The following is a 16006-nucleotide window of genomic DNA, read 5'->3' on the forward strand; positions in this document are numbered from 1 at the left end:
CCATCCGCACCCGTGACCGCCGGCCGGCGGCATCCGTGACCGGTGTCAGCGGCACCCGTAGCCGGAGGAGGCGAACGACTCGTCGGCGGCGGCTGCGGTGCGGCGGCGCTCCACCACGTACCGCCCGACCAGGAGCAACAGCACCGGCACGCCCACGGCGACCACCGCCACCACAGGCACCCGGACCCCGTCCACACCGATCCCCACGGCCAGCACGGCGGCCGGGTAGCCCCAGCGCAGCACGAGCCGCTGCCGGCGGCTGCGCCACGCGACCAGCCCGCCACCGGCCACCAGGACCGCCACCGCGGCGCCGAAGAGCGCCACGGACAGCCCGACGTCCGGGGTCGCTCCCGAGACGAGACCGGCCACGCCTGTCAGCCCCAGGACGGCGCTGACGAAGAGGAACGGCATGGCCATCCAGGTGGCCACACCCAACGGGCGTCCGGTTGCGCAGAACACGCGCACAGTGTGGAGCGCGCAACACGGCCAGGTGCCACCCGAGTGGTCAAACGGTTACCCCCTGCGCCGAATGGTCGACCACGGTCGGCAAGCGGTAGTGACGTCGGACACGGGAACATCCCGGGTCCGGAACGCGTTGCAACGACCGCAGACGGCATCTGGCAGACTGTCAGGTCGAGTCCGGCTCCGGTTCACCTCACTCAAGACCAGCGAGGACCCGGCGGCCACCGAAGAGAGGGACAAGACGTTGAAGACCGGCATCCACCCCGAGTACGTGACGACCGAGGTCACCTGCGGCTGTGGCAACACGTTCACCACCCGCAGCACCAAGACCTCCGGTGCCATCCACGTCGAGGTCTGCTCGAACTGCCACCCGTTCTACACCGGCAAGCAGAAGATCCTCGACACCGGTGGCCGGGTCGCGCGCTTCGAGGCCCGCTACGGCAAGCGCGCCAAGTAGCAACCACAACGGCGTCCACCCGTGCCGCGGGTGGGCGCCGTTGTCGTATCCACACCACCTCTAAGGACGCGTCGTGACCCTGGAAGCCCTGCTCGCCGAGCACGCCGAGCTGGAGGCGAAGCTCGCCGACCCCTCGGTGCACGCCGACCAGGCCGGCGCCCGCAAGCTCGGCAAGCGCTACGCCGAGCTGACCCCCGTCGTGCGCACCGCCCGCGAGCTGGAGCAGGTCCGCAGCGACCTGGAGGCCGCCAGGGAGCTGGCCGCCGAGGACCCGGCGTTCGCCGACGAGGTGGACGAGCTGGCCGCGCGCGTCCCCCAGCTGGAGGAGCGCCTCACCGAGCTGCTGCTCCCGCGCGACCCGCACGACTCCGCCGACGTGGTCATGGAGATCAAGTCCGGCGAGGGCGGCGAGGAGTCCGCGCTGTTCGCGGGCGACCTGCTGCGCATGTACCTGCGCTACGCCGAGCGCCACGGCTGGAAGGCCGAGGTGCTCGACGGCACCGACTCCGACCTGGGCGGTTTCAAGGACGTCACGGTCGCCATCAAGTCCCGCGGCGACTCGCCGGACGGCGTGTGGTCGCGGCTGAAGTACGAGGGCGGCGTGCACCGCGTGCAGCGCGTGCCGGTCACCGAGAGCCAGGGCCGCATCCACACCAGCGCCGCAGGCGTCCTGGTCTTCCCGGAGACCGAGGACGTCGAGATCGAGATCGACGAGAACGACCTGCGCGTGGACGTGTTCCGCTCGTCGGGCAAGGGCGGGCAGAGCGTCAACACGACCGACTCGGCGGTGCGGATCACGCACCTCCCGACCGGCATCGTCGTGTCCTGCCAGAACGAGCGCAGCCAGCTGCAGAACAAGGCCCGCGCGATGCAGGTCCTCCAGGCCCGCCTCCAGGCGCTGGCCGAGGAGAAGGCGCAGCAGGAGGCGTCGGACTCGCGCCGCGCCCAGATCCGCACGGTGGACCGCTCCGAACGGGTCCGGACCTACAACTTCCCCGAATCCCGCATCTCCGACCACCGCGTCGGGTACAAAGCGCATAACCTGGATCAAGTGCTCGACGGCGACCTCGACGCGGTGCTGGACGCGCTGGCGGCGGCCGATCGGGCGGAACGGCTCGCCGGCGGGTGACGCGACGGGAGGCGCACGATGGCGGAAATCCTGGTGACCCCGCAGAGCGCCCCCCTCGACACCTCGCTGGAGATCAAGGTCGTCGGGCTGGAACCCGACGCCGTGACGACCGTGCGCGCCACCACCGGCGACCGGGCCTCGGAGGCGGTGTTCCGCGCGGACGAGCGCGGCGTGGTGGACCTGACCCGGCACGCGCCCGTCGAGGGCGACTACGACGGCGTTGACCCGATGGGGTTGTTCTGGTCCATGACCCCGACGGGTGACGAGCCCGGTCCCGCGCTGGTCGAGGTCGACGGCGTCGGGAAGGTCGAGGTGGAGCGCCTGCGCGTGCCCCGGGGGCTGCGGCGCACCGAGGTCACCGAGAACGGCCTGGTCGGCGTCCTGTTCGAGCCCGACGACGGCGAGGTGCACCCCGGCGTCATCGTCCTGGGCGGCTCCGAGGGCGGGCTGCACGAGGACGACGCGGCGCTGCTGGCCCGCTACGGCTTCGCGGCCCTCGCGCTGGCCTACTTCGGCGTCGACGGCGTGCCGGACGACCTGGTCGACATCCCGCTGGAGTACTTCGGCACGGCCATCACCTACCTGGGCGACCGCCGGATCGGTGTTGTCGGCGGGTCGCGCGGCGGTGAGCTGGCGCTGCTCGTCGGCGCCACCTTCCCGCAGGTCAACGCGGTGGTCAGCGTCGTGGGCAGCGGGGTGGTGACGCAGGGCATCGGACCCGGGACCAGGCTGTTGGAGAAGCTGGGCTTCGAAGCCGCGTCCTGGACGCGCGAGGGTCGCCCGCTGCCGTACCTGCCGTACACGATCCCGGACGCGCTGCGCCGCCGGATCGTGGACGGCGACCCGGTGCCGCTCAAGCTCGCCTTCGACCTGACCGACGGCATCCCCGAGGACGCCGAGATCCCCGTCGAGCGCGTCAACGGGGGTGTGTTGCTCCTCTCATCCGGGCGCGACCAGAGCTGGCCGTGCGTGGAGCTGAGCGCCGTCGCCGAACGCCGCCTCGCCGAGCACGACCACCCGTTCCCGTACGAGCACGTGGTGTACCCCGAGGCAGGACACCTGATCGCGGGCCCGCCGCACCGGCCGACCACCGACCTGCTGGTCCCGGGGCCCGGCGTGCTGTTCGAGATGGGCGGCTCACCGGGCGCCACGGCCGCCGCCCGCGCCGACGCGTGGCGTCGCGCCATCGAGTTCTTGTCGGGCCAACTGGGCACCTAATGTGTCGCTCATGAGCGCACACTTTGACGTCGTGGTCCTCGGTGCTGGGCCAGGCGGGTACGTCGCCGCGATCCGCGCGGCCCAGCTCGGGTTGAAGACCGCGGTCATCGAGGAGCGTTACTGGGGCGGGGTCTGCCTGAACGTGGGCTGCATCCCGTCGAAGGCGCTGCTGCGCAACGCCGAGCTGGCGCACCTGTTCACCCACGAGCAGAAGACCTACGGCATCCAGGTCGACGGCACCGTGAAGTTCGACTACGGCGCGGCGTTCGACCGCTCGCGCAAGGTCGCGGACGGGCGCGTCAAGGGCGTGCACTTCCTCATGAAGAAGAACGGCATCACGGAGTACAACGGCCGTGGCACGTTCGTGGACGCCAACACCATCAAGGTGGGTGACGAGACCGTCACCTTCAGCCACGCGATCATCGCCGCCGGCGCGCAGACCCGGTTGCTGCCGGGCACCAGGCTGTCCGAGCGCGTCGTGACCTACGAAGAGCAGATCATGTCGTCGGACCTGCCGGGGAGCATCATCATCGCGGGCGCGGGCGCCATCGGCGTCGAGTTCGCGTACGTGCTGCACAACTACGGCGTCAAGGTCACGATCGTCGAGTTCCTCGACCGCATGGTGCCGCTGGAGGACGTGGAGGTGTCCACGGAGCTGGCCAAGCGGTACAAGCGGCTGGGCATCGACGTCCGCGTCGGCACCAAGGTCGAGGGCATCGACGACTCCGGCGACAAGGTCCGCGTCACCGTGTCGAAGGCCGGCTCCAGCGAGGTCCTGGAGGCCGACAAGGTCATGCAGGCCATCGGCTTCCAGCCGCGGGTCGAGGGCTACGGCCTGGAGAACACGGGTGTGCGGCTCACCGAGCGCGGCGCGATCGCCGTGGACGGTCGCGGTAGGACGAACGTGCCGCACATCTACGCCATCGGCGACGTCACCGCGAAGCTGATGCTGGCGCACGCGGCCGAGTCCATGGGCGTCATCGCGGCGGAGACCATCGCCGGCGCGGAGACCCAGGAGCTGGACTTCGTGATGATCCCGCGCGCGACCTACTGCCAGCCGCAGATCGCGAGCTTCGGCTACACCGAGGCGCAGGCCCGCGAGAAGGGCTTCGACGTGCAGGTGGCGAAGTTCCCGTTCACCGCGAACGGCAAGGCGCACGGCATCGGCGACTCGGCCGGGTTCGTGAAGCTGATCAGCGACGCCAAGTACGGCGAGCTGCTCGGTGGTCACCTGATCGGGCCGGACGTGACGGAGCTGCTGCCGGAGCTGACGTTGGCCCAGCAGTGGGACCTGACCGTGCACGAGGTGGCCCGCAACGTCCACGCGCACCCGACGCTGGGCGAGGCCGTCAAGGAGGCGATCCACGGCCTGGCCGGTCACATGATCAACTTCTAGTTCTAGGCTCTGGTCCCATGACCCGACACCCGCTGCGGCTGGCCGTGCTGGAAGCAGAACGAATGCTGGCCGCGGCGGGGGTCGACAGCCCGCGCGTGGACGCGGAACTCCTGGCGGCCCACGTCCTGGGCGTGGACCGCTCCCGGCTGCCGCTGATCCCGCTGGTGGACCCGCCGGTGGTCGAGGCGCTGCACCAGTTGGTGCGCAAGCGGGTGAAGCGCATCCCGTTGCAGCACCTGACCGGGTGGGCGCACCTGGGCGGCCTGGACCTGGACGTCGGTCCCGGCGTGTTCATCCCGCGCCCGGAGACCGAGCTGGTGCTGGTCTGGTGCCTGTCCAAAGTGGACAAGACGCCGCTGGTGGTCGACCTCTGCACCGGTTCGGGCGCGCTGGCCCTGGCGTTGGCGCACCACCTGCCGGGCGCGACCGTGCACGCGGTCGAACGCGACCCGGCCGCGCTGGCCTGGGCCCGCCGCAACGCCGACGCGCGCCACGAGGCCGGCGACACCCCGATCGTGCTGCACGCGGGCGACGTGACGGCGCCGGACGTGCTGTCCGATCTGGACGGGACGGTGGACCTGGTGGTCTGCAACCCGCCCTACGTCCCCGAGGGCACCCCGGTCCAGCCGGAGGTCGCCGACCACGACCCGCACGCGGCCGTCTTCGGCGGTGACGACGGCCTGGACGTGATCCGCCCGGTGGTGGCCCTGGCGGCGCGCCTGCTCAAGCCGGGCGGCCACGTGGCCATCGAACACGACGACACGCACGGCGAGGCGGTCCCGGCCCTGCTCTCGGCCCGCCGCGTGCTGACCGACGTGGAAGACCACAAGGACCTGACCGGCCGCCCCCGCTTCGCCACCGCCCGCCGCGCCTGACCACCACCCGCTCGCGCCCGCGCCCGCCGGCCGCGCCTCACCTTCGCACCCGCTGGCGTCCTCAGACCCGCCCGTGTCCGCCCACGTGCCCGCGTCCGCCCTTCGCGCCTCAGCGGCCCACTCCGGGGCGTGGTCGTCCGCCGTCCGCGTGCACGACCGGGGACAGTGCGTGACCCCCGAAGGCGTTGTGCCAGGATCACACCGTGAGCACGCTCTACGACTGCAGCGTCCAGTCCGACCGCGCCGCCGGCCTCGCCGCCGCCGCGGGCGCGGTGCGCTCCGGGCGGCTGGTCGTGCTGCCCACCGACACCCTCTACGGGATCGGCTGCGACGCCTTCGACGCGAAGGCCGTCCGGTACCTCCTGGAGGCCAAGGGGCGCGGGCCGGACATGCCGGTGCCCGTGCTCGTCGGCTCCTGGACGACCGTCGACGGGCTCGTGCTGTCCGTCCCGCGGCAGGCGCGCGCGCTCATCGAGGCGTTCTGGCCCGGTGGCCTCAGCCTGGTCCTCCAGCACGCGCCGTCGCTGGCCTGGGACCTCGGCAGGACGCGCGGCACGGTCATGCTGCGGATGCCGCTGCACCCGGTCGCCCTCGAACTGCTGCGCGACGTCGGCCCGATGGCCGTGTCCAGCGCCAACAAGTCCGGCTTCCCGCCCGCCGCGACCGCGCAGGAGGCGTGGGACCAGCTCGGCGAGGACGTCGGCGTGTACCTCGACGGCGGGCCGTCGGAGGAGAGCACCGCCTCCACCATCGTGGACCTGACCGGGCCGGACCCGGTCGTGCTGCGCGAGGGCGCGGTTCCGGTCCGCGAGGTGCGCGAGGTGCTGGGTGTCGAAGTCGAGGTCGCCCGCTAGTGGATCTTCCCGATCGGAGTAGCGTGGGCACCCTCCCCACCGTGTCCGCATCCCCGAGGGGCTAGCACCACGTGCCCGAAGCCTCGAACGTCCTCCCCGCGCGGGAGTACCTGCTCGTCGCGCTGACCTCCGCCGTCGTGACCTTCCTGCTCGTCGGCCTGGTCCGCAAGCTCGCCTTCCGCATCGGCGCCGTCGCGTACCCGCGGCAGCGCGACGTGCACACCAAGCCCATGCCGCGCATGGGCGGCCTCGCCATGTACGGCGGCGTCCTCGGCGGCATGCTGCTGGCCCACCAGCTGCCGGTGCTGCGCGCCGCGTTCGACTTCTCCGACGACCCGTGGGCGGTGATCGTCGGCGGCGGCGTGATCGTCCTGGTGGGCGTGCTGGACGACCGCTTCGAACTGGACTCGCTGACGAAACTCGCGGGCCAGGTCACCTCCGCGGGCATCCTGGTGCTGTTCGGCCTGCAGTGGCTGCTGTTCTGGGTGCCGTGGGGCGACGACGGCGCGGGCACCGGTTCGCTGCTGGTGCTGGACCAGAACCAGGGCGCGCTGCTGACGGTGCTGCTGGCGGTCACCATGGTCAACGCGATGAACTTCGTCGACGGCCTGGACGGCCTGGCGGCGGGCATCGGCCTCATCGCCGCCGCCGCGACCTGCACTTTCAGCATCGGCGTCCTGGCCCGCAACGGCGGCGACGTGGGCTCGTACCCGCCCGCCCTGATCGCCGCCACCCTGGCCGGCGCGTGCCTGGGCTTCCTGCCGCACAACTTCAACCCGGCCCGCATCTTCATGGGCGACTCGGGCTCCATGCTCATCGGCCTGATGCTCGCGGCGGCGACGACCAGCGCGTCCGGCAAGCTGAACTACTCGTCCACGGTCGTGACGAAGGACCTGCTCGGCCTGCTGTCGCCGCTGGTGGTCGTGGCGGCGGTGCTCTTCGTGCCGCTGCTGGACCTGCTCATGGCCGTGGTGCGGCGGACGAGGAGGGGCGAGAGCCCGTTCTCGGCGGACAAGATGCACCTGCACCACCGGTTGCTGGAGATCGGGCACTCGCAGCGGCGGGCCGTGCTGCTGATCTACCTGTGGGCGGGCGTGCTGGCGTTCGGCGCGGTGGCGCTGACCCTGTTCGACGTGGCGGTGGTGGCGTGGTGCCTGGCCATCGGCCTGCTCGTGGCCCTGCTGATCTCGGCCATCCCGAGGCTCCGCGAAGTCAAGCGCTCCTGACGCCACACGCCCGGCACTGTCGTACCCCGCCGGCAAAATGGTGACCGGGGGCCGGAGGCCAAGACCAACACCCGCCCTCACCGACCCGCCCCAACCGACCCGCTCCCGGCCGCGCAGCCCGCCGAGCCCGCCCAGCCCGCCGAGCCCGCCGAGCCCGCGCAGCCCGTCGAGCCCGCGCAGCCCGTCGAGCCCGCGCAGCCCGTCGAGCCCGCTCAACCCACCGAGACCGCGAAGCCCGCCCAACCGAGCCCGCCCGGCCAACCCCGCCGAGCCACCGCCCCAGCCCGCGAACCTCCGTGACACACCGGAGCCAGGGGTTCTCGACCCCCGCCGTCCGAGTGGTGCGAGGACCCCACATACACTCGGTCCCGACCAGTGGGAAGGGGTGACACATGAGCCAGGAGTGGACTCACGAGAAGGTCGTCCAGAAGCTGGCCGGGGAGATGTTCCGCGGCGCGATCTGGGCCGCTCTCGCCACCGTCGCGATCGGTGCGGTCGTCTGGACCGTCGTGGCCGGTGTCCCCGGCCTGGTCTCGGCGCTCGTCGGCGGCGCGCTCGCCATCGCGTGCTCACTGATCACGCTGTGGCTGATGCACCGCACCGCCAACCTGCCCGTGCAGTTCATCATGATCGCCGCGTTCGGCGGCTTCCTCGGCAAGCTGATCCTGCTGGTCGTGGTGATGGTGCTGTTGCGCAAGGTGCCCGCCATCGCCGACAGCGTCCACCAGAACGCCCTCGCGCTGACCATGGCCGCGACCATCGTCGTGGCGACCTTCATGGAGGTCCGCGCTTCCAAGCGCAGTCGCAGTCAGGTGATCATCCCCACCCCCGGCAACCCCTGAGCTACCGGCTGGTACGGTGCGCGCAGACGGGACGCCCTGGCTGGTAGGGGTGCCCCTCAAGGGCGCGTGCGGTGCATACGGTACGTTTGTCCCGATCGTGACGATTCCCCCGGCGGAGTGAACGCCGGCCGGGAGAACCGGAAGGAACACAGTGACCACGTTGGTGCTGGCCTCGGGTGACGAGTTCGTCGCACCCGGTGTGAAGGACTTCTTCCCCCCGGCGATCTTCGGCTCGGTCGACAAGCCGATGGTGCTGTTGGTCCTGTCGGTCCTCATCATCGGGGCGTTCTTCATCGCGGCGACCCGCAACATGAAGCTCGTCCCGGGCAAGTTCCAGTTCCTCGCCGAGTCGGCCTACGACATCGGTCGCAACTCGATCGCCCGCGAGCAGATCGGCGGCAAGGACTTCAAGCCCTTCGTTCCGCTGATCCTCACCGTCTTCACGTTCATCCTGGTGAACAACCTGTTCGGGCTCATCCCGTTCATCCAGTTCCCCACGATGGCGCACATCGGCTTCCCGCTCGCGGTCTCGGTCCTGGTCATCTACCCGGTCTACCACTTCGTGGGCTTCAAGCGCCACGGTTTCGTGGGCTACCTGAAGCACGCCACCATGCCGCCCGGCGCGCCCTGGTTCGTGCTCATCCTGCTGATCCCGATCGAGTTCTTCCAGAAGTTCGTCCTGAACCCGCTCACGCTCGCCATCCGAGTCTTCGCGGCGATGTTCGCGGGTCACCTCCTGCTGCTGGTCTTCACCCTCGCGGGTGAGTTCCTGCTGCTCAACGGCGGCATCACGGTCGTGGTGGCCCCGATCGCCTTCATCTTCGCCATCGCGCTGACGTTCCTGGAAGCGCTGATCATGGTCCTTCAGGCCTACATCTTCGCCCTGCTGAGCGCCAACTACATCGGCGCCGCGCTGGCGGAAGAGCACTGAAAAACACTCAAGCCTCCGATCCGCGAAGCCTTTCGCGGACCGAGTTGGAAAGGGAACAGCACAAGTGAGCGCATCCATCGTTCTTGCTCAGGAAGCCGCCTCCGGTGTGACCAACGCGGGTCTTGCCGCGATCGGCTACGGCCTCGCGGCCATCGGCCCGGGCATCGGCGTGGGTCTGATCTTCTCCTCGGTCATCAGCGGCACCGCCCGCCAGCCCGAGGCCCGCGGCGTGCTGCTGAGCCTCGCCTGGACGACCTTCGCCATCGTCGAGGTCCTCGCGCTGCTCGGCTTCGTCGTGTACTTCCTCGCGTCGGCAGCCTGAGCACCCGTTCATCGCATAAGAAAGGTTTGTGATGAAAACCCTCATCGTGGCGGCGGCGGAGGGGGAGCCGATCAACCCGGTTCTCCCGCACACCTCCGAGATCATCATCGGCCTGATCGCGTTCCTGCTGCTCTTCTTCGTCATCAAGAAGTTCGTCTCGCCGAAGTTCGAGGCGGTCTACGCGGAACGTGCCGCCAAGATCGAGGGCGGGATCGAGAAGGCCGAGCAGGCGCAGGCCGAGGCCCAGCGCACGCTTGAGCAGTACAAGGCGCAGCTCGCCGAGGCGCGGGCGGAAGCCGCTCGCATCCGGGACGACGCCCGCATCGAGGGCGAGCAGATCATCAGCGAGCTGCGCGCCAAGGCGCAGGAAGAGTCCGCCCGGATCGTCGCGGCGGGCCAGACCCAGCTGGAGACCCAGCGCGCGCAGATCGTCGCGGAGCTGCGCGGCGAGCTGGGCCGCCTGGCCGTCGACCTGGCCGACCGGGTCGTGGGCGAGTCGCTGGAGGACGAGGTGCGCCGCCGGGGCACCGTCGACCGGTTCCTCGACGAGCTGGACAACACCTCGGCTCCGGCCGTCAAGTGAGGGAACGCCGATGACGCTGCACGCCGCCAGCCGCGACGCGCTGGCCGCCGCTGAACTGCGGTTGCTGGAGATCGTCGACGGCGCCAAGGACAGCGCGGCCCTCGGCAAGCTGGGCGAGGAGCTGTTCGCGGTCGTCGGCCTGCTGTCCGGGCAGCCCTCGCTGCGCCGGGCGCTGGCCGACGCCTCGACCGAGCCCACCGGCCGCGAGGGCCTGCTCCGCGGCCTGCTCGCGGGCAAGGTCTCCGACGAGGCGCTCCAGGTGCTGGCCACGGTCGTCACGGTGCGCTGGTCCAACCCGCGTGAGCTGGTCGACGGCGTCGAGTCGCTGGCCCGCACCACGCTGCTGGTGCGGGCCGAGCGGGACGGCCGGCTCGACACCGTCGAGGACGAGCTGTTCCGCCTCGGCCGCATCATCGCGGGCAACCACGACCTGGAGCTGGCGCTGTCCGACCCGGCGGGCGACTCCGCGGGCAAGGTCGCGCTGGTGGACAGCCTCGTGGCGGGCAAGGTGGACGAGACCACCAAGACCCTGGTCGACCAGCTGGTCCGCGAGCCCCGCGGACTCGGCATCGTCAACGGTCTGTCGGACCTGGCGGCCCTCGCGGCCAAGCGCCGGGAACGGTCCGTCGCCCACGTCCGTTCCGCGGTCGAGCTGGACGCGGCGCAGCAGGACCGCCTGGAAGCCACGCTGACCCGGATCTACTCGCGGCCCATCGCGCTGCACGTGGAGGTCGACCCCTCGCTGCGCGGCGGACTGCTGATCAAGATCGGCGACGAGATCATCGACGGAAGCGTGGCGGGTCGGCTCGCGGCTCTGCGCCGCGACCTCGCGAGCTGACCGAACACCGGAACCGCGGCCCACAAGCCCCTTTCCTTTAACGAAGTGAGAGCAGGAACGACATGGCGGAGCTGACGATCTCGTCGGACGAGATCCGCAGTGCGATCGAGAAGTACGTCTCGACCTACTCCCCGGAAGTCAGCCGGGAAGAGGTCGGCGTCGTCGCGGAGACCTACGACGGCATCGCCATCGTCGAGGGTCTGCCCGGCACCATGACCAACGAGCTGCTGGAGTTCCCCGGCGGCGTGCTCGGTGTCGCCCTGAACCTGGACGTGCGCGAGATCGGCGCCGTCATCCTGGGTGACTTCGACAAGATCGAAGAGGGCCAGGAGGTCAAGCGGACCGGCCAGGTGCTCTCCGTGCCGGTCGGCGACGGCTTCCTCGGCCGCGTGGTCAACCCCCTCGGCCAGCCGATCGACGGCCTCGGCGACATCGTCGCCGACGACACCCGCGCCCTGGAGCTGCAGGCCGCGACGGTGCTGCAGCGCCAGCCCGTCGGCGAGCCGATGCAGACCGGCATCAAGGCCATCGACTCGATGACCCCGATCGGCCGCGGCCAGCGCCAGCTGATCATCGGCGACCGCAAGACCGGCAAGACCGCGGTCTGCATCGACACGATCATCAACCAGAAGAAGGCCTGGGAGTCGGGCGACCCGAAGCAGCAGGTCCGCTGCGTCTACGTCGCCATCGGCCAGAAGGGCTCCACCATCGCGGGCGTCAAGGCCGCGCTGGAGGAGGCCGGCGCGCTGGAGTACACCACGATCGTGGCGGCCCCGGCGTCCGACTCGGCCGGCTTCAAGTGGCTCGCCCCCTACACCGGCTCGGCCATCGGCCAGCACTGGATGTACCAGGGCAAGCACGTCCTGATCATCTTCGACGACCTGACCAAGCAGGCCGAGGCGTACCGCGCCATCTCGCTGCTGCTGCGCCGCCCGCCGGGCCGCGAGGCGTACCCGGGTGACGTCTTCTACTTGCACTCGCGCCTGCTGGAGCGCTGCGCGAAGCTGTCCGACGACATGGGCGGCGGCTCGATGACCGGTCTGCCGATCATCGAGACCAAGGCCAACGACGTGTCGGCGTACATCCCGACCAACGTCATCTCGATCACCGACGGCCAGTGCTTCCTGGAGTCGGACCTGTTCAACGCCGGTGTCCGCCCGGCCGTCAACGTGGGTATCTCGGTCTCCCGCGTCGGTGGCGCCGCGCAGATCAAGGCCATGAAGACGGTCTCCGGCTCGCTGCGCCTCGACCTGTCGCAGTTCCGCGAGCTGGAGGCGTTCTCCGCCTTCGCCTCCGACCTGGACGCGGCCTCCCGCGCCCAGCTGGAGCGCGGCGCGCGCCTGGTCGAGCTGCTCAAGCAGGGCCAGTACTCGCCGGTGCCGGTCGAGGAGCAGGTCGTGTCCATCTACCTGGGCACCAAGGGCCACCTCGACTCCGTCCCGGTGGGCGACGTCCGCCGCTTCGAGGCCGAGTTCCTGGAGCACGTCCGCCGCAACCACGACGTGGTCCTCTCCAGCATCCGTGAGTCCAAGACGTTGTCCGAGGACACCGAAAAGGGCATCGTGGACGCTGTCAACGCGTTCAAGCAGCAGTTCACCGCCTCGAACGGCGCCCCGGTGGTCAACGAGGCCCCGGCTGAGGCGATGGACGCCGACAAGGTCGGGCACGAGTCGGTCAAGGTGAACCGACCCGCCCCGGCCGAGAAGTGACGTAGGCATGGCGGCCCAGATTCGAGAGCTGCGCCAGCGGATCCGCACGGTCAACTCGACCAAGAAGATCACCAAGGCGTACGAGCTGATCGCCACCTCGCGCCTGGCCAAGGCCCAGGCGCGGGTGGCGGCGTCGAGGCCGTACGCGGAGGAGATCACCGGCGTGCTGTCCGCGCTGGCCACCGCGTCGGCGAACCTCGACCACCCGCTGTTGACCGAGCGCAAGGCCCCGAAGAAGGCCGGCGTCCTGGTCGTGACCAGCGACAAGGGCATGTGCGGCGGCTACAACGCCAACGTGCTGAAGGCGGCCGAGGAGCTGTTCTCGCTGCTGCGCAGCGAGGGCAAGGAGCCGGTGCTCTACGTCATCGGCCGCAAGGGCGTGGGCTACTACCGGTTCCGCCGCCGCGAGATCGTCGACGAGTGGACCGGGTTCTCCCAGCTCCCGCACTACGTCAACGCCTCCGAGGCGGGCGACGAGCTGGTGAAGGCCTTCGTCGCGGGCGGTGACGAGCCCGGTGGCCTGGACGAGCTGCACGTCGTCTACACCGAGTTCAAGTCGATGCTCAGCCAGCAGCCGGTCGCCAAGCGCATCGCGCCGATGGAGGTCGAGTACGACCCGACCCCGGCCAAGCTGCAGTCGGTGTACTCGTTCGAGCCGAACGCGGAGACGCTGCTCGGCGCGCTGCTCCCCAAGTACGTGAAGACCCGGCTGTTCTCGGCACTGCTCGACGCGGCGGCGTCCGAGTCGGCGGCCCGGCGGACCGCGATGAAGGCGGCGACGGACAACGCCACCGAGCTGGTGCGCACCCTGAGCCGCCAGGCCAACGCGGCCCGCCAGGCCCAGATCACCCAGGAGATCAGCGAGATCGTCGGTGGCGCCTCCGCGCTTACCGGTGGCGCAGGAAGTGATGAGTGACATGAGTGCTACTGCCACCACCACCCGCACCGGCCGTGTGGTCCGGGTGATTGGCGCCGTCGTCGACGTGGAGTTCCCGCGCGGCGCGGTTCCCGAGCTGTTCAACGCCCTCCACGTGGAGATCACGTACGAGGCCGTCGCCAAGACGCTGACCCTGGAGGTCGCCCAGCACCTGGGTGACAACCTGGTCCGCACCATCTCGATGCAGCCGACCGACGGCCTGGTCCGCGGCGCGACCGTGTCCGACACCGGCAGCGCCATCAAGGTGCCCGTCGGCGACGTCGTCAAGGGCCACGTGTTCAACGCGCTGGGCGACTGCCTCGACTCGCCGGGCCTCGGCCGCGACGGCGAGCAGTGGGAGATCCACCGCAAGGCCCCGTCGTTCGACCAGCTCGAAGGCAAGACCGAGATCCTGGAGACGGGCATCAAGGTCATCGACCTGCTGACCCCGTACGTCAAGGGCGGCAAGATCGGCCTGTTCGGCGGCGCGGGCGTGGGCAAGACGGTGCTCATCCAGGAGATGATCACCCGGATCGCCCGCGAGTTCTCCGGCACGTCGGTGTTCGCCGGCGTCGGCGAGCGCACCCGTGAGGGCACCGACCTCCTCCTGGAGATGGAGGAGATGGAGGTCCTCGGGGACACCGCGCTGGTGTTCGGTCAGATGGACGAGCCGCCGGGCACGCGTATGCGCGTGGCCCTGTCGGCGCTGACCATGGCCGAGTACTTCCGCGACGTCCAGAACCAGGACGTGCTGCTGTTCATCGACAACATCTTCCGGTTCACCCAGGCCGGTTCCGAGGTCTCGACCCTGCTGGGCCGCATGCCTTCGGCCGTGGGTTACCAGCCGACGCTGGCCGACGAGATGGGTGAGCTCCAGGAGCGCATCACCTCGACGCGCGGCAAGTCGATCACCTCGCTGCAGGCCATCTACGTGCCCGCGGACGACTACACCGACCCCGCCCCGGCGACCACCTTCGCCCACCTGGACGCGACGACGGAGCTTTCCCGTCCGATCTCCCAGAAGGGCATCTACCCGGCGGTGGACCCGCTGTCGTCCTCGTCCCGGATCCTGGAGCCGTCGATCGTCGGCGAGGAGCACTACCGGGTCGCGCAGGAGGTCAAGCGGATCCTGCAGAAGTACAAGGAGCTGCAGGACATCATCGCGATCCTCGGCATGGACGAGCTGTCCGAGGAGGACAAGGTCCTCGTCGGCCGCGCCCGTCGCCTGGAGCGCTTCCTGGGCCAGAACTTCTTCGTCGCGGAGAAGTTCACCTCCCAGCCGGGCTCCTTCGTGCCGATCAAGGAGACCGTCGAGGCCTTCGACCGCGTCTGCAAGGGCGAGTTCGACCACTACCCGGAGCAGGCCTTCTTCTCCTGCGGTGGTCTGAACGACGTCGAGGAGAACGCGAAGAAGCTGGCCGGCAAGTAAGTTCCCCGGCTGTTCGCCGGTGAGGCCCGTCTGCGGTGAGGCCCGTCCCCTGGTGGGGGCGGGCCTTTCCGTTGTGCCGGCGGGCCTTGCCGTTGTGCCGGCGGGCCTTTCCGTTGTGCCGGCGGGCCTTTCCGTTGTGCCGGCGGGCCTTGCCGTTGTGCCAGCGGGCCTTGTCGGGTTGGGGGTGCGGCGTTGTGTCCGGGAGGGACTTGGCGTCCTGGTGCTCGGGGTTTGTCGAGTTCGCCCAACGGGTGCGCGCGCGTCGCTAGGCTTCGGGCATGAACTCGCACGTCCTCGTGCCCTACGACGAGACCCTCCTGCGGCGGACCATCGAGTACATCCTCCAGCCGCACGTGAAGCGGTTCCGGCCCTTGGGGATCGCGTTGCTGGTGCTGGGCGTGCTGATGGCGGCGCTCGACGTCTCGCGGTACGTCCTGTGGGCACCCATGGTGGTGGCGGGCGTCTTCTGCGCGTTCGTGGTCAAGCCGATGATGATCGGTTCAACCGTCAAGCAGCAGTGGTCCGGCATCAAGGCCGACTTCCGGTTGGACGCGGACGAGGAGTGGGTGTCGTTCTCCTACCCGGCGTTCCAGTCGCGCATCCGGTGGGAGGCGATGGAGAAGGTCGTGGAGACGCCCGACGCGTGGATGCTGGTGCTCGGCAAGATCCAGGTGATGACTGTGGCCAAGAGCGCGATGAACCCCGAGCAGTTGGCCGAGTTCACCGCCCTGTTGGCGCGTCGTCGCCCGCCCGTGGCGGCTTAGGAGCGCCCGTCGGTGGCAGCTTAGGAGCGCAGGCCGGTGGCGGTTCAGGAGCGCA

Annotated in this window: 17 protein-coding genes; 16 read left to right on the plus strand and 1 reads right to left on the minus strand. The window is 70.1% G+C overall.

The genetic code is table 11. The annotated features are described in order from the left end of the window. Positions 1-45: 45 nt before the first annotated feature. The gene (locus tag ABD126_RS08470; protein WP_343933137.1) at positions 46-459 is read right to left on the minus strand and encodes a hypothetical protein; all 414 of its coding nucleotides are present in this window, start codon (positions 457-459) and stop codon (positions 46-48) included. 247 nt (positions 460-706) lie between these two features. On the opposite strand from ABD126_RS08470, the gene rpmE reads away from it, so the two are divergent. The 16 genes from rpmE (at position 707) to ABD126_RS08550 (ending at position 15951) form a co-directional block, all read left to right on the plus strand. Next, complete coding sequence (gene rpmE, locus ABD126_RS08475) at positions 707-919, plus strand: 50S ribosomal protein L31 (protein ID WP_121225998.1); 213 nt, start codon at positions 707-709, stop codon at positions 917-919. Between the two features lie 73 nt (positions 920-992). Beyond that, the gene (gene prfA / locus ABD126_RS08480) at positions 993-2048 is read left to right on the plus strand and encodes a peptide chain release factor 1 (RefSeq protein WP_343933138.1); all 1056 of its coding nucleotides are present in this window, start codon (positions 993-995) and stop codon (positions 2046-2048) included. A gap of 18 nt (positions 2049-2066) precedes the next feature. Beyond that, positions 2067-3266 (plus strand): acyl-CoA thioester hydrolase/BAAT C-terminal domain-containing protein, encoded by a 1200-nt coding sequence (locus ABD126_RS08485; protein WP_343933139.1) that lies wholly within the window; start codon positions 2067-2069, stop codon positions 3264-3266. Positions 3267-3276: 10 nt separating this feature from the next. Beyond that, on the plus strand, positions 3277-4662 hold the full coding sequence (gene lpdA, locus ABD126_RS08490; protein ID WP_343933140.1) for a dihydrolipoyl dehydrogenase: 1386 nt from the start codon (positions 3277-3279) through the stop codon (positions 4660-4662). A gap of 17 nt (positions 4663-4679) precedes the next feature. Then, entirely contained in the window at positions 4680-5537 is an 858-nt protein-coding gene (gene prmC, locus ABD126_RS08495; protein WP_343933141.1) for a peptide chain release factor N(5)-glutamine methyltransferase, read from the plus strand. Between the two features lie 203 nt (positions 5538-5740). Next, positions 5741-6391 (plus strand): L-threonylcarbamoyladenylate synthase, encoded by a 651-nt coding sequence (locus tag ABD126_RS08500; protein ID WP_343933142.1) that lies wholly within the window; start codon positions 5741-5743, stop codon positions 6389-6391. A gap of 71 nt (positions 6392-6462) precedes the next feature. Beyond that, positions 6463-7617, plus strand: coding sequence for a glycosyltransferase family 4 protein (locus tag ABD126_RS08505; RefSeq protein ID WP_343933143.1), 1155 nt, complete (start codon positions 6463-6465; stop codon positions 7615-7617). Positions 7618-8009: 392 nt separating this feature from the next. Beyond that, positions 8010-8459 (plus strand): Cg1360 family ATP-synthase-associated protein, encoded by a 450-nt coding sequence (locus ABD126_RS08510; RefSeq protein WP_343933144.1) that lies wholly within the window; start codon positions 8010-8012, stop codon positions 8457-8459. Between the two features lie 151 nt (positions 8460-8610). Continuing rightward, a complete protein-coding gene (atpB, locus tag ABD126_RS08515; protein WP_343933146.1) occupies positions 8611-9390 on the plus strand; it encodes a F0F1 ATP synthase subunit A in 780 nt (259 codons plus the stop codon). A 76-nt stretch (positions 9391-9466) separates the two neighbouring features. After that, on the plus strand, positions 9467-9712 hold the full coding sequence (locus ABD126_RS08520) for an ATP synthase subunit c family protein (protein WP_121231937.1): 246 nt from the start codon (positions 9467-9469) through the stop codon (positions 9710-9712). Positions 9713-9743: 31 nt separating this feature from the next. Beyond that, a complete protein-coding gene (locus ABD126_RS08525) occupies positions 9744-10295 on the plus strand; it encodes a F0F1 ATP synthase subunit B (protein ID WP_343933147.1) in 552 nt (183 codons plus the stop codon). 10 nt (positions 10296-10305) lie between these two features. Beyond that, a complete protein-coding gene (locus ABD126_RS08530; RefSeq protein ID WP_343933148.1) occupies positions 10306-11133 on the plus strand; it encodes a F0F1 ATP synthase subunit delta in 828 nt (275 codons plus the stop codon). A gap of 62 nt (positions 11134-11195) precedes the next feature. Further along, the gene (atpA, locus tag ABD126_RS08535; RefSeq protein ID WP_343933149.1) at positions 11196-12842 is read left to right on the plus strand and encodes a F0F1 ATP synthase subunit alpha; all 1647 of its coding nucleotides are present in this window, start codon (positions 11196-11198) and stop codon (positions 12840-12842) included. Positions 12843-12849: 7 nt separating this feature from the next. Beyond that, positions 12850-13758 carry a F0F1 ATP synthase subunit gamma gene (locus ABD126_RS08540; RefSeq protein WP_343933150.1) on the plus strand — a complete coding sequence of 303 codons (909 nt, stop codon included), beginning with the start codon at positions 12850-12852 and terminating at the stop codon, positions 13756-13758. Then, complete coding sequence (atpD, locus tag ABD126_RS08545) at positions 13751-15187, plus strand: F0F1 ATP synthase subunit beta (protein ID WP_343933151.1); 1437 nt, start codon at positions 13751-13753, stop codon at positions 15185-15187. The genes ABD126_RS08540 and atpD overlap by 8 nt, the downstream gene beginning before the upstream one ends. Positions 15188-15465: 278 nt before the next feature. Further along, entirely contained in the window at positions 15466-15951 is a 486-nt protein-coding gene (locus ABD126_RS08550; protein WP_343933152.1) for a YcxB family protein, read from the plus strand. The last annotated feature ends 55 nt before the right edge of the window (positions 15952-16006 follow it).

It is taken from the genome of Saccharothrix mutabilis subsp. mutabilis (assembly GCF_039521145.1).
Classification (GTDB): domain Bacteria; phylum Actinomycetota; class Actinomycetes; order Mycobacteriales; family Pseudonocardiaceae; genus Actinosynnema; species Actinosynnema mutabilis.